The sequence below is a fragment of the Aquicoccus porphyridii genome (assembly GCF_008369105.1).
Lineage (GTDB): Bacteria > Pseudomonadota > Alphaproteobacteria > Rhodobacterales > Rhodobacteraceae > Aquicoccus > Aquicoccus porphyridii.
On sequence record NZ_VINQ01000008.1, the window covers coordinates 112000 to 125201 of the forward strand.

The following is a 13202-nucleotide window of genomic DNA, read 5'->3' on the forward strand; positions in this document are numbered from 1 at the left end:
AAGCTGCCGTTAGCGTTTCGCAATATCCAGCACATGCAATGGGGATTTCCATGCTCGACCAGCCGATTGCGACGATCGAGAAGCTCCGGGTGGAGTTTCAGACCAAGGATGGCCCGGTGGTTGGGGTCGAGGATGTGTCATTCGATATCAAGCCGGGCGAAACCGTTTGCATCGTTGGCGAATCCGGATCGGGCAAGTCGGTGTCGAGCCTGTCTCTGATGCGGCTGGTGGAGTATGGCGGCGGCGAGATCGCGGGCGGACGGTTGCTGTTCAACCGGCGCGAGGGCGATGAGATCGACCTGGCGAAAACCGACCAGGGGCTGATGCGGACGATTCGCGGCAACGAGATCGGGATGATCTTCCAGGAGCCGATGACCGCGCTCAACCCGGTGTTTACCGTGGGGCGGCAGTTGACCGAAGGGTTGCGCCTGCACATGGGGATGAACCGCAAACAGGCCGAGGCGCGGGCGCTGGAACTGCTCAACCAGGTGCGAATCCCCGAGGCCGAGCGGCGATTGAAGCAATATCCGCACGAATTGTCCGGCGGCATGCGCCAACGGGTGGTGATCGCGATGGCGCTGGCCTGTGAGCCGCGGCTGTTGATCGCGGACGAGCCGACGACGGCGCTGGACGTGACGATCCAGGCCGAGATCCTGGCGCTGGTGGACCGCTTGAAGCGCGAGACCGGAACGGCGGTGATGTTCATCACCCATGACATGGCGGTGGTGGCGCAGATGGCCGACCGGGTGGTCGTGATGTATCGCGGCAACAAGGTCGAAGAGGGAACGGTCGAAGAGATATTCGAGAATCCGCAGCACGATTACACCAAGGCGCTTCTCTCGGCGGTGCCACGGCTGGGCGAGATGACCGGCAAGGATCTGCCCGAGCCGATGAAGCTCCTGGGGGTCGAGGGACATCGCACCGATCCGATTCCGGGCAGTGAAGACGTGCTTTTGGAAGTGCGCAACCTGACCACGCGGTTTCCGGTCAAGGGCGGGTTTTTCCGCCGGACGGTGGCCAATGTGCATGCGGTCGAAGACGTGTCCTTTTCGATTCGCAAGGGTCGAACGCTGAGCCTCGTGGGCGAATCGGGATGCGGAAAATCCACCGTGGGTCGCTCGATCCTGCGGCTGGTCGAGCCGCAGGAAGGGCATGTGACGCTGGGCGGGGTGGATATCATCGCGCTGGGCCATGACGGGCTGCAAAAGGCCCGGGCCGACATGCAGATGGTGTTTCAGGATCCGTTCGCGAGCCTCAATCCGCAGATGCAGTTGATGGACCAGGTGGCCGAGCCGCTGCGCAATTACCATGTCGTCAAGGGCAAGGAATTGCAGGACCGGGTGGCACAGCTTTTCGACCGGGTGGAATTGCCGCGCAGTTTCCTGCGGCGCTTCCCGCATGAATTGTCGGGCGGGCAGCGGCAGCGGGTGGCCATTGCGCGGGCACTGGCGCTGAATCCCAAGCTGATCGTCGCGGACGAGGCGGTTTCGGCGCTGGACGTGAGCGTGCAGGCGCAGGTGCTGAACCTGATGATGGAGCTTCAGGCGGAGCTGGGCCTGTCCTACCTGTTCATCAGCCACGACATGGCGGTGGTCGAGCGTGTGTCGCACGATGTGGGGGTGATGTATCTTGGGCGCATCGTCGAGATGGGGCCGCGCCGGGCCGTGTTCGAAGACCCCCGGCACCCCTATACACGCGCATTGATGAAGGCGGTTCCGATCGCCGATCCGCACCGGCGGAAATCGGAAAAGGAATTGAACTTCAAACCGATCCCGTCGCCCATGCACCCGGTGGATTACGAGCCCGCACCTTCGGAATACGAAGAGGTGAGCCCGGGCCATTTCATCCTGACCACCGACAGCGGGTATTGAGGATCAGCGGGCATGGCCAAGGCAGGACCGCGCAAATCGGTATTGATCACGGGAGGAGCGCGGGGCATCGGAGAGGGAATCGTTGCCGCCCTCTACCCCGATCATGATCTGACTGTCCATTACAACAGGACGAGGCCGGACACGGATATGATCGGGCAATGCGCCGTGTTTCAGGGTGATTTGACCGACCCGTCCACGCCGGCCCGCGCGGTTGAGGCAGCAATGGCGCGTTTTGGCAGGCTTGACGCGATTGTGCACAATGCCGGTGTGATCGCAGATTCGCCCCTCGACAGCTTCGACCCCGATGCATATCGCGCGATGTTCGAGGTGAATCTCTTTGCTGCACAAGGCTTGTTGGCAGCGGCGCGGCCACATTTCGGGCGCGGGGGGGTGATGGTCAATATTTCATCGGTCAACGCCGTCCTTCCGCCAAGTGGTGCGTCGATGTATGGGGCGAGCAAGGCGGCCCTTGAGCTTTGGACGCGCGGAGCGGCCAAGGAACTGGGACCGCAAGGTATTCGAGTCAACGCTATTGCGCCCGGTGCCATTGACGTGGCCGGTGCGGCGCGCGATGAGGCTCTGAAGCAGGCCTTTGTCGAAATGACCGCGCTTGGCCGCATGGGGACGCCGCAGGACATAGCGGACGCTGTGTGTTTCCTGATCAGCGATCAGGCGGCGTTCATTACCGGAGAAGTGCTGACCGTGTCAGGAGGATACAGACTGTGACCACACGACTGAGCCCGCTGGAACTGATGGAAAAGCTGGTGAGCTTTCCGACGGTGAGCCGCGATTCGAACCTGCCGCTTGTCGATTGGGTCGAGGAATACCTGACCGGTCACGGGATTGTCTGTCACAGACATTACCGTGAGGATAACGAACAGGCCGCGCTTTTCGCCCATGTCGGCCCCGAGGTCGAGGGCGGGGTGATTCTCTCGGGGCATACCGACGTGGTGCCGGTGGATGGCCAGCCATGGGCCAGCGACCCGTTCACCGTAACCGAGCGCGACGGCAAGTATTTCGGGCGTGGCACCTGCGACATGAAGGGGTTTGACGCGCTGGCGCTTTGGGCGCTGGTCGAGGCGAAGTATCAGGGCGTGACGCGCCCCCTTCAGATCGCGCTTTCCTATGACGAGGAAGTGGGCTGTGTCGGGGCGCCGCCGATGATCCGGGCGATGCAGGGGCCGATCCCCAGGGCGAGTGCCGTGATCGTGGGCGAACCGTCGGAGATGCGCGCGGTCACGGGGCACAAGGGCGGGATCGGTATCGTCACGAATATCGTGGGGTTCGAGGTGCATTCGAGCCTGATGCACACCGGGGTCAACGCGATCATGGAGGCGGCGAAGATCATCGACTGGACCAACCAGGTCAATGCCGAGGAGATGGCGCGCGAGCCGGATGAACTGGCCGCGATGTTCGAGCCACCCTGGACGCTGGGCCATGTCGGCACGATTCAGGGCGGCACGGCCAACAATATCACGGCCAAGGATTGCCGGTTTACCCTAGGCTATCGCGTGGTGCCGAGCCAGTCGGCCGAGGATTGGCGCGACCGATATATCGCCAAGCTGCGCGAGGTCGAGGCGGAGATGAAGAAGATCCGCCCCGAGGCGCGCATCGACTTCGAGCAAGCCTTTGACGTGCCGGGGCTGGTACCGGAAGAGGATGGCGCGGCCGAGGCGTTGGCGCGGCGGCTGACCGGGGATAACGGAACCCACGTGGTGAGCTACGGCACCGAGGCCGGGCAGTTCCAGGCGGCGGGGTATTCGGCCGTGATCTGCGGCCCGGGCAGTATCGAACAGGCGCACCAGCCCGACGAGTTCATCAGCGTGGCGCAGTTCAATGCGGGCCATGATTTCATGAAGGCATTGCTGCGGGAATTGGCGTGACCGGTTTTCCCATTGCGATGGGGCAGGCGGTGGAACATGACGCGGCGCTGCCCGAAATGGCCGATGTGGTGATCATCGGGGGCGGTGTGATCGGGATCACTGCGGCATGGTATCTGGCCCGCAAGGGTCAGCGGGTGGTCGTGGTCGAAAAGGGCCGCGTGGCTGCCGAACAAAGCGCGCGCAACTGGGGCTGGATTCGCCAGACCGGGCGCGACCGCGCCGAGTTGCCGATCATGGTCGAGGCGCTGTCGCGCTGGCGCGAACTGGCCGAGGAAACGGGCGAGGATATCGGCCTGCGGAGCTGTGGGATCACGTTTCTCGGAGCGGACGAGACGAAACTGGCGGCGTTCGAGGCATGGTTGCCCGAGGCGCGCGCCAATGGCGTGGACAGCCGGATGATGAGCCAGGCCGAGCTGGCTACGATGATGCCGGGTGCGGCGCGGGGTTGGGCCGGGGCGCTGCACACGCCCAGCGACATGTGCGCCGAACCGTTCGTGGCGGTGCCGGCGCTGGCGCGAGGGGCCATGCGTGCGGGTGTGACCATCATCGAGGGTTGCGCAGCGCGCGGGCTTGATATCGCGGCGGGGCGGGTTGCGGGGGTGGTGACCGAGAAGGGGCGCATCGCTTGCGACCGGGTGCTGGTGGCGGCGGGGGCGTGGTCGGCGCTTTTCCTGCGGCGCGAGGGGGTGAAGATCCCGCAGCTTTCGGTGCGCTCGAACGTGTTGGCCACGGGGCCGGTGGCGGATGTGCATGGCGATGCGGCGGGCGAATCGGGCATGGCGTTTCGGCGGCGGGCGGATGGCGGCTATACGCTGGCTTCGTCTGGGTTCTACGAGTTCTGGATCGGGCCGGATGCGTTCCGCGCGCTGCCGCAGTATCGGCAGCTTCTGATGGGTGATCCGTTCGGGCCGCGCTATCGGCTGTTCGCACCCGAGGGCTATCCGGATGGCTGGGGCACGCCACGGCGCTGGTCGCTGGACGAGCAAAGCCCGTTCGAGCGGATGCGTATTCTTGACCCCGCGCCGAACGAGCGGGCGCTGACCGACGTGCTGCGGCGGTTCGAGGAGACCTTTCCGGCGCTGGGAAAAGTGCCGGTGGCGCGCAAATGGGCGGGGATGATCGACACCATGCCCGACGTGGTGCCGGTGGTGGATGAGGCGGCAAAACTGCCGGGGCTGTTCATCTGCACCGGCATGTGCGGGCATGGGTTCGGGATTGGCCCGGGGTTCGGGCGGATCATGGCCGATCTGATGTGCGGCGAGACGCCGGGGCATGATCTGGGCCGGTTCCGTTTGTCGCGTTTTTCCGACGGCTCGAAACTGGAGCTGGGCCCCGATCTCTGACCCCCCCCTTGCCCATGCCGGTGAGGGGAGTAAGTTCAACGCTGCGCAACAGGAGAGACACCATGCCCGTCAAGAATCGCCTGGCCGAAATGCAGCAAGACATCGCCGGGTGGCGACATCATCTGCATGCCAACCCGGAACTGCGGTTCGAGGAGTACGAAACCGCCGGTTTCGTGGCCGGAAAGCTGCGCGACTTTGGCTGTGACGAGGTGGTCGAGGGTGTCGGCGGCACGGGTGTTGTCGGGGTGATCCGGGGGCAGGGCGGTGGCGATCGTGCGATTGGCTTTCGCGCCGACATGGACGCATTGCCCATAAATGAGGCGACCGGGTCGGCACATGCCTCGACCCGGCCCGGCAAGATGCATGCCTGTGGCCATGACGGGCATACCGCGATGCTTCTGGGGGCGGCGAAATACCTGTCCGAGACGCGCAATTTCGACGGCTCGGTCGTGTTGCTGTTCCAGCCCGCCGAAGAGGGTGGCGGTGGCGCGAGGGCAATGGTCGATGCGGGCGTGATGGAGCGTTGGAACGTGGCCGAGGTTTACGGGCTGCACAACTGGCCCGGGATGCCGGTGGGCCATTTCGCGATGCGTCCGGGGCCACAGATGGCCGCGCCGGACAAGTTCGAAATCCTCGTGCGGGGCAAGGGCGGGCATGGCGCGATGCCGCATCTGGGGGTCGATACGGTGCTGGCCGCGTCGCAGATCGTGCAGGCGCTGCAATCCATCGCGTCGCGCAATGTCGATCCGCTCGAAAACGTGGTGGTGTCGGTTTGCGGGTTTCGCAGCGAGAGCGACACCTACAACGTGCTGCCCGACAGCGTGACGCTCAAGGGGACGGTGCGGACGTTGAAGCCCGAGGTGCAGACGCTGGTGCGCGAGCGGATGGAGGTGCTGGCGCGGCTGACGGCGCAGGCGCACGGGGCCGAGGCCGAGTTGACCTATATCGCCGACCGGGTGGTTCTGGTGAACGATCCGCAAGGCGTCGAGAACGCGGCCCATGCCGCGCGGCGGATTTCGGATGCGGTCGAGACCGAGATGACCCCGGTGATGGGCGGCGAGGATTTCGCCGATATGCTCGATGCGCGACCGGGGGCCTATATTTTCATCGGCAACGGGGCGAGTGCCGATCTGCATAACCCGAAATACGAATTCAACGACGAGGCGATCCCGTTCGGCACGAGCTGGTTTGCCGAACTGGCCGAGACGCGGATGCCGCTGGGCTGAGACATAGCAACAAGAAGGAAAGACAAAGATGCCAGTCAAGAACCGCTTTGCGGAGCTGCACGGGGAAATCACCGAATGGCGACGCGATATCCATCAACATCCCGAGATCCTGTTCGATACGCACCGGACATCGGCGTTGGTCGCCGAGAAGCTGCGCGAATTCGGCTGTGACGAGGTGGTGGAAGGAATCGGGCGCACCGGGGTCGTGGGCGTGATCAAGGGCAAGAGCGACAAGTCGGGCAAAACCATCGGGTTGCGGGCCGACATGGATGCGCTTCCGATGGATGAGGCGACGGGGCTCGACTATGCGTCGAAGACGCCGGGCGCGATGCATGCCTGTGGCCATGACGGGCATACCGCGATGCTTCTGGGGGCGGCGAAACATCTTGCCGAGACGCGCAATTTCGACGGCACGGCGGTGGTGATCTTTCAGCCCGCCGAGGAAGGCGGCGGCGGCGGCAAGGAGATGTGCGACGACGGGATGATGAAGCGGTTCAACATTCACGAGGTTTACGGGATGCACAATTGGCCGGGCTTGCCGGTGGGGGCGTTCGCGATCCGCTCGGGGCCGTTCTTTGCCGCGGCGGACCGGTTCAACATCACCTTCGAGGGCCTTGGCGGCCATGCCGCCAAGCCGCATGAGACGGTCGACACCACGGTGATGGCGGCGCAGGCGGTCACGGCGCTTCAGACCATCGCCAGCCGCAATGCCGATCCGATTGATCGGGTCGTGGTGTCGGTCACGTCGTTCGAGACCTCGTCGAAAGCGTTCAACGTGATCCCGCAGCAGGTCGAGCTGAAGGGCACGGTGCGGACCATGAGCCCCGAGATGCGCGACCTTGCCGAACGCCGGATTTCCGAGATTTGCCAAGGGATTGCGGCCACGTTCGGGGGGCGGGCCGAGATCGACTATCTGCGCAGCTACCCGGTGATGGAGAACCATCCCGAGCAGACAGATTTCGCGATCGAGGTGGCGAAATCCATCTCGGGCGATTGCGGCGAGGCGCCGTTGGTGATGGGGGGCGAGGATTTCGCCTTCATGCTGGAGGAACGGCCGGGGGCCTATATCCTGCTGGGCAATGGCGACACGGCGATGGTGCACCACCCCAAGTACAACTTCAATGACGAGGCGATTCCGGCGGGCTGTTCATGGTTCACGGAAATGGTCGAAAAGCGGATGCCTGCCGCGTAAGGCATTGAAAACAAAGGGCGGGGGTGATGTGACCCTGCCCTTTGGCCTATCCGCCTGTGTGGCTCATGTGGCGGGGCATCTGGCCCGAGACGTCCTGCCGCGAATAATCGAAATCATGGCCCTTGGGCTTGCGCGCGATGGCGGCGCGGATCGCCGCTTCGAGCGGCGCGTCGCTGTCGGGGTGATTGCGCAGGGGCACGCGCAGGTCGGCCTGATCCTCTTGTCCGAGGCACATGAAAAGTTCGCCCGTGCAGGTGAGGCGGACGCGGTTGCAGCTTTCGCAGAAATTATGCGTGAGCGGCGTGATGAAACCTATCTTCTGACCGGTTTCATTGATCTTAACATAGCGCGCAGGTCCGCCCGAGCGCTCGGCGAGGTCGGTGAGCGTGTAGCGTGATTCGAGTTTTGCGCGCAGATCCTTGAGCGACCAGTATTGATCGAGCCGGTCCTCGTTGCCGATGTCGCCCATCGGCATGACCTCGATCCAGGTGAGGTCCATGTCGCGGGCGGCGGCCCATTCGGTCAGATCGAACAGTTCGACATCGTTGAAACCCTTGAGCGCGACGGCGTTGATCTTGACCCTCAGGCCCGCCTCTTGCGCCGCGTCGATCCCGCGCAGCACGTTGTCGAGCTTGCCCCAGCGGGTGATCGCGGCGAATTTGTCGGGGTCGAGCGTGTCGAGTGAAATGTTCACCCGGCGCACGCCGGCATCGTACAAGTCCTTGGAAAAGCGGTGTAACTGGCTGCCATTGGTGGTCAGCGTCAATTCCCTGAGCGCGCCGGAGTCGAGATGGCGGGTCATCGAGCGGAAAAACGTCATGATGTCGCGCCGCACCAGCGGCTCACCGCCGGTGATGCGCAGTTTCTCGACACCGAGGCGGATGAAGGTGGAACACATCCGGTCAAGCTCTTCCAGCGTCAGGAGTTCCTTCTTGGGCAGGAAGGTCATGTTCTCGGACATGCAATAGACGCAGCGAAAATCGCAGCGGTCGGTCACCGAGACGCGCAGGTAGGAGATGGCGCGCTGGAATGGGTCGATCAGGGGTGCTGTCATGACACAAGGAACCTATGCGTGGGCGGTGCCACGCGCAAGGGCGATCTGCGCGATTGATGGAGCAGGGGGAAGGGCGTAACCTGTCCCCATGAAACAGCGGTTCGTGAGTGTTGGTGTGGCGGTTTTCCTGGCAGGATGCGGGGAAATCATGCCTATGGAACAGGGGGTTGCGCCCGATGGCGGCGGCGAGCCGCAGGTCCGCCCGGTGGCGCGGCCAGGGGAGGCGGATGCCGCGGTGCGCCCGTCCATGCGGACCCGGACGGTCGAGGAGTTCGACACCACCAGCGCCGAGGAAAGGCAGGCGGCCGAGCGTGCCGGGCAGACGGCGCAGGCTGGCGGGCAGGGGCGCAGCCTTGGGCGCACCATCGCGTCGCTGGGCGATCCGGCGCGGCCGGGCCTGTGGATCGAGACGCCGCTTGTTTCCGCCGCGGGGCAGGGGCGCGTGATTTTTCCCAGCAATGGCAAGGCGGTAGAGCTTGACCTGATCCCGATTGATGCACCGCGTGGCGCCGGAAGCCGCATGTCACTGGCCGCTTTTCGGGTGATCGAGGCGCCGCTGACCGACCTGCCAGAGGTCGAGGTTTACAGTGAGTGACCGCACCGTCCCGCCGGGTTAACGCGGGGTTTCGGTGTAAATCCGGGGGGTGATCCCCGGCTGCTGCCCGGCTGTTGGGCGTGCACCGCCGCGATGCAGCGAAACGGGCGGCCGAAATGGTAAAGGCTGCGCGCGGCGGCGACGCGTGTGCAGGATCTCATGGCAGGTATTTCCCCGCCTCCTTGCGGGCAAACGGTTTCATTCGCGCCCCGTGGGCGTCGAGGAAGGCACGGCTTCTGGCGGGGTCGTGTTTCGAAAGATCGCGCAGCCACCAGGCCACGGCTTTCTGGATGAACCAGTCCGGATCATCGACGTAAGAGGCGGCCCACCCCAGCACCCTGTCGCGGAGTGCCAGATCATCCGGGCCGGGGTGGTTCTGCCGGGTCCAGGGCAGGGTAATGACCAGTGCTGCGCGGCGCGTCCACATATGGTCGGACCGGGTCCAGGGCTCGACCGCGTCGAGCCGCGCGGGGTCGGCGACGAGACGTTTCTGCCCGGCAATGCAGGCGTGATCGGCAATTGCCCAACTGTCGAAATCGGGCACCCAGCCCTGGATCAGCGCCCAGGCGGCGGCGTCGGGGCGGATGCGGGCCTGGGTCAGCAGCTTGGCGGCGGCGATGCGGGCCTCGAAGATATCGGTCTGCCAGAGCTGATCGGCGAGGGTGACGCGCTCGTCCACGGTGAGCGACCGGCGCCACGCCTTGGCAAGGTCGTTCAGCGCGGGGTTGGGGATGCCCAGCACTTCGCGGCCCTGCTTGTGATAGGCTTTCTGGCCCTCGGCGCGACCGGGTTCGATATGGGCGCGCAGCTGGTCGAGGGCATCGGAAAGGGTCATCGCGGATTACTCGACCGTCACCGATTTGGCGAGGTTGCGCGGCTGGTCGACATCGGTGCCCTTGGCGACGGCGGTGTGGTAGGCCAGAAGCTGGGCCGGGAGGGCGTAGAGGATCGGGGTGAGATTGGGCTCGACCTGAGGCAGGGTGAGGGTGATCCATGCGTCATCCGCGGCCTCGGTGGCGCCGGGCGGATCGGTTATCAGGAGCACGCGGCCGCTGCGGGCGATCACTTCCTGCATGTTCGAGGTGGTCTTGTCAAAGAGCGCGTCGCGCGGAGCCATCACGACCACGGGCACATGTTTGTCGATGAGCGCGATGGGGCCGTGCTTGAGTTCGCCGGATGCGTAGGCCTCGGCGTGGATATAGCTGATCTCCTTGAGCTTGAGGGCGCCTTCGAGGGCGAGGGGGAACATCAGGCCGCGGCCAAGGAAGAGGATGTCGCGCGCTTCGGCGAGCTTCTGTGCGGCGGCGGCCATGGCTTGCGAGCCTTCGAGCGCGGTGTTGAAGGCCGAGGGCAGGGCGCGCAGGGCGCTGAGATGATCGGTGAGCTGGTCATCGCCGATGGCACCGCGATCATGTGCGGCCTTGAGGGCGAGCATGTAGAGAACGGTGAGCTGGCAGGTGAACGCCTTGGTCGAGGCGACGCCGATCTCGGTGCCTGCAAGGATCGGCAGCGCGAGGTCGGATTCGCGCGCGATCGAGCTTTCGGGGACGTTGACCACCGACAGGATGGAGGAGGCCTTGCCCTCGCAAAAACGCAGTGCGGCCAGCGTGTCGGCGGTTTCGCCCGACTGGCTCACGAAGAGCGCGGCGGTGCGGGCGGGGATGGGCGGTTCGCGGTAGCGGAATTCGGAGGCGATATCGACATCGCAGGGCAGGCCGGCGATCTGTTCGAACCAGTATTTCGCGGTGAGGCAGGCATAGAAGGCGGTGCCGCAGGCGACCAGCGAGAGCCGGTCGATTTGCGTGAAGTCGACCCCCTTGCCGGGCAGGACCACCGATTTGCCGTCATCCGAAAGGTAATGCAGGATCGCCTCGCCGATCACCTTGGGCTGTTCGGCGATCTCCTTGGCCATGAAATGCTGATGCCCGCCCTTGTCGACCTGCGTGTTCTTGATCGAAACGGTGCGGATCTCGCGGTTGGCGGGGCGGTTCTCGCGGTCGAGGATTTCCAGTGAACTGCGGGTGATGACGGCGAAATCGCCCTCTTCAAGATAGGTGATGCGGTTGGTCATCGGGGCGAGCGCGATGGCGTCGGAGCCGACGAACATCTCGTTCTCGCCATGACCGATGGCGAGCGGCGAGCCCTGTCGCGCCGCGATGAGCAGATCCTCCTCGCCTTCGAAGAGGAAACAGAGCGCATAGGCACCGGTCAGCCGCTTGATGGTTTCGAGCGCGGCTTCGCGCGGTGACAGGCCCTGCTCCATGAGGCATTGCACCAGCAGGGCCACGGTTTCGGTGTCGGTTTCGGTGGTGAACCGGATGTCCTTTTCGGCCAGTTCGGCGCGGATTTCGCGGAAATTCTCGATGATGCCGTTATGCACCACGGCCACCGGCCCGGCGCGATGCGGGTGGGCGTTATCCACGGTGGGCGCACCATGGGTGGCCCAGCGGGTATGGCCGATGCCGGATTTGCCGGTGAGCGGGTCATGCACTAGGAGATCGGAGAGGTTGACCAGTTTGCCGACCGCGCGGCGGCGGTCGAGATGGCCGCCGTTCAAGGTGGCGATACCGGCGCTGTCATACCCGCGATATTCCAGCCGCTTGAGCGCCTCGACGAGGATGGGTGCTGCTTCGTGGTTGCCCAGAACCCCTACAATTCCGCACATTATCCAGCCTCCTTATCGCGTTTTGCTTTCTTGGATTTCAACATTTCGAACAATTTGCGCGCCAGCCCCGGCTTGTTGACCTGCTCGGCGCGACCGACGGCCAGCGCCGCATCGGGCACGTCGCGGGTGACCACGGTGCCGGAACCGGTCATCGCGTCGTCACCGACCCGGACCGGGGCGACAAGCATGGTGTTCGAGCCGATGAAGGCGCGCGCGCCGATTTCGGTGCGGTGTTTCATCACGCCGTCATAGTTGCAGGTGATCGTGCCCGCGCCGATATTGGTGCCCGCGCCGATGCTGGCATCCCCGAGATAGCTGAGGTGATTGGCCTTGGCCCCCTCGGCGAGCGTGGCGTTCTTGATCTCGACGAAATTGCCGACATGGACGTTTTCGGAAAGTTCCGCGCCGGGGCGCAGCCGTGCATAGGGGCCGACCACGGCACCGCGCGAGACGTGGCAGCCTTCGAGATGGGAAAAGGCGCGGATGCGGGCGCCGGATTCGACGGTCACATCGGGGCCGAAGATCACGTTGGGTTCGATCACCGTGTCGCGGCCGATCACCGTGTCATGGGCGAAGAACACGGTTTCGGGGGCGGTGAGGGTGATGCCGTTTTCCAGCGCCTCGGCGCGGGCACGGGCCTGGAACGCCGCCTCGGCCCGGGCCAGTTGGTCGCGGGAGTTGACGCCCATCGTCTCGGCCTCATCGCAGGTGACGGCGCTGGCGGACAGCCCCCGATCGCGGGCGATGGCGACGATATCGGTGAGATAGTATTCCCGGCTGGCATTGTCGTTGCTGACGGCATCGAGCAGGTCGAAAAGCGTGTCGGCCGAGGCCGCGATAACGCCGCTGTTGCAAAGGGTTATGGTGCGCTCTTCGTCGGAGGCGTCCTTGTATTCGACGATCCGCTCCAGCATCTCGCCCTGCATCACGAGGCGCCCGTAGCGGCCCGGATCGGCCGGTTCGAACCCCAGCACGACGACATCATGGCGCGCCCGCGCCTCGGCCATGCGTTCGAGCGTTTCGGGGCGGATGAAGGGTGTATCGCCATAAAGCACGATCACGTCACCCGATGCCCCCTTGAGCGCCTCGCGGGCACAGAGCACCGCATGGCCGGTGCCAAGCTGTTCGGACTGGATCACCACCTGTGCCGTGTCATCGAAGGCCTGCGCCGCGGCGGCGACCGCGTCGGCCCCCACGCCGGCGACGACGACGGTGCGTTCGGGGGCGAGCGCGGCACCGGATTTCATCGCGTGGACCAGAAGCGGCGCGCCAGCCACAGGATGCAGCACCTTTGGCAGATCGGAGTTCATGCGCGTGCCTTGCCCGGCGGCGAGGATAATCAGGTTGGTGCTCATCAACGATTCTCTTGTTAA

11 protein-coding genes are annotated in these 13202 nt (G+C 64.7%); 7 read left to right on the forward strand and 4 right to left on the reverse strand.

Translation table 11 applies throughout. The features are described 5' to 3' along the window. Window positions 1-50 precede the first annotated feature (50 nt). The 6 genes from FLO80_RS12040 to FLO80_RS12065 all read left to right on the forward strand — a co-directional run bounded on the left by FLO80_RS12040 (window position 51) and on the right by FLO80_RS12065 (window position 7515). A complete protein-coding gene (locus FLO80_RS12040; protein ID WP_111366733.1) occupies window positions 51-1871 on the forward strand; it encodes an ABC transporter ATP-binding protein in 1821 nt (606 codons plus the stop codon). A 12-nt stretch (window positions 1872-1883) separates the two neighbouring features. Further along, on the forward strand, window positions 1884-2597 hold the full coding sequence (locus FLO80_RS12045; protein ID WP_111366735.1) for an SDR family NAD(P)-dependent oxidoreductase: 714 nt from the start codon (window positions 1884-1886) through the stop codon (window positions 2595-2597). After that, the gene (argE, locus tag FLO80_RS12050; protein ID WP_111366737.1) at window positions 2594-3754 is read left to right on the forward strand and encodes an acetylornithine deacetylase; all 1161 of its coding nucleotides are present in this window, start codon (window positions 2594-2596) and stop codon (window positions 3752-3754) included. Before FLO80_RS12045 ends, argE begins: the two co-directional genes overlap by 4 nt. Beyond that, window positions 3751-5097 carry an NAD(P)/FAD-dependent oxidoreductase gene (locus FLO80_RS12055; RefSeq protein ID WP_439328720.1) on the forward strand — a complete coding sequence of 449 codons (1347 nt, stop codon included), beginning with the start codon at window positions 3751-3753 and terminating at the stop codon, window positions 5095-5097. The genes argE and FLO80_RS12055 overlap by 4 nt, the downstream gene beginning before the upstream one ends. A gap of 62 nt (window positions 5098-5159) precedes the next feature. Next, window positions 5160-6323, forward strand: coding sequence for a M20 aminoacylase family protein (locus tag FLO80_RS12060; protein WP_111366739.1), 1164 nt, complete (start codon window positions 5160-5162; stop codon window positions 6321-6323). Between the two features lie 28 nt (window positions 6324-6351). Next, complete coding sequence (locus FLO80_RS12065; protein WP_111366741.1) at window positions 6352-7515, forward strand: M20 aminoacylase family protein; 1164 nt, start codon at window positions 6352-6354, stop codon at window positions 7513-7515. A gap of 46 nt (window positions 7516-7561) precedes the next feature. Here the strand turns inward: FLO80_RS12065 and moaA are convergent, their stop codons facing one another. Further along, window positions 7562-8569 carry a GTP 3',8-cyclase MoaA gene (gene moaA, locus FLO80_RS12070; RefSeq protein ID WP_111366743.1) on the reverse strand — a complete coding sequence of 336 codons (1008 nt, stop codon included), beginning with the start codon at window positions 8567-8569 and terminating at the stop codon, window positions 7562-7564. Between the two features lie 88 nt (window positions 8570-8657). Here moaA and FLO80_RS12075 point away from each other — a divergent pair, with 88 nt between their 5' ends. Beyond that, on the forward strand, window positions 8658-9164 hold the full coding sequence (locus tag FLO80_RS12075) for a hypothetical protein (RefSeq protein ID WP_111366745.1): 507 nt from the start codon (window positions 8658-8660) through the stop codon (window positions 9162-9164). 157 nt (window positions 9165-9321) lie between these two features. Here the strand turns inward: FLO80_RS12075 and FLO80_RS12080 are convergent, their stop codons facing one another. From FLO80_RS12080 to glmU, 3 genes are read right to left on the reverse strand one after another with little or no spacing between them, the layout of a single operon-like run. Then, window positions 9322-9999, reverse strand: a complete 678-nt coding sequence (locus FLO80_RS12080; protein WP_111366747.1) for a DNA alkylation repair protein — start codon at window positions 9997-9999, stop codon at window positions 9322-9324. A gap of 6 nt (window positions 10000-10005) precedes the next feature. Continuing rightward, complete coding sequence (gene glmS, locus FLO80_RS12085) at window positions 10006-11829, reverse strand: glutamine--fructose-6-phosphate transaminase (isomerizing) (protein ID WP_111366749.1); 1824 nt, start codon at window positions 11827-11829, stop codon at window positions 10006-10008. Beyond that, a complete protein-coding gene (gene glmU / locus FLO80_RS12090) occupies window positions 11829-13184 on the reverse strand; it encodes a bifunctional UDP-N-acetylglucosamine diphosphorylase/glucosamine-1-phosphate N-acetyltransferase GlmU (RefSeq protein ID WP_111366751.1) in 1356 nt (451 codons plus the stop codon). The genes glmS and glmU overlap by 1 nt, the downstream gene beginning before the upstream one ends. Window positions 13185-13202 lie beyond the last annotated feature (18 nt).

Bases quoted from the DNA above. Each gene is read 5' to 3' on its own strand.
- FLO80_RS12060 (WP_111366739.1), top strand. From the start codon at position 5,160: ATGCCCGTCAAGAATCGCCTGGCCGAAATGCAGCAAGACATCGCCGGG.
- FLO80_RS12080 (WP_111366747.1), bottom strand. From the start codon at position 9,999: ATGACCCTTTCCGATGCCCTCGACCAGCTGCGCGCCCATATCGAACCC.
- FLO80_RS12045 (WP_111366735.1), top strand. From the start codon at position 1,884: ATGGCCAAGGCAGGACCGCGCAAATCGGTATTGATCACGGGAGGAGCG.
- FLO80_RS12040 (WP_111366733.1), top strand. From the start codon at position 51: ATGCTCGACCAGCCGATTGCGACGATCGAGAAGCTCCGGGTGGAGTTT.
- glmS (WP_111366749.1), bottom strand. From the start codon at position 11,829: ATGTGCGGAATTGTAGGGGTTCTGGGCAACCACGAAGCAGCACCCATC.
- moaA (WP_111366743.1), bottom strand. From the start codon at position 8,569: ATGACAGCACCCCTGATCGACCCATTCCAGCGCGCCATCTCCTACCTG.
- FLO80_RS12075 (WP_111366745.1), top strand. From the start codon at position 8,658: ATGAAACAGCGGTTCGTGAGTGTTGGTGTGGCGGTTTTCCTGGCAGGA.
- FLO80_RS12065 (WP_111366741.1), top strand. From the start codon at position 6,352: ATGCCAGTCAAGAACCGCTTTGCGGAGCTGCACGGGGAAATCACCGAA.
- glmU (WP_111366751.1), bottom strand. From the start codon at position 13,184: ATGAGCACCAACCTGATTATCCTCGCCGCCGGGCAAGGCACGCGCATG.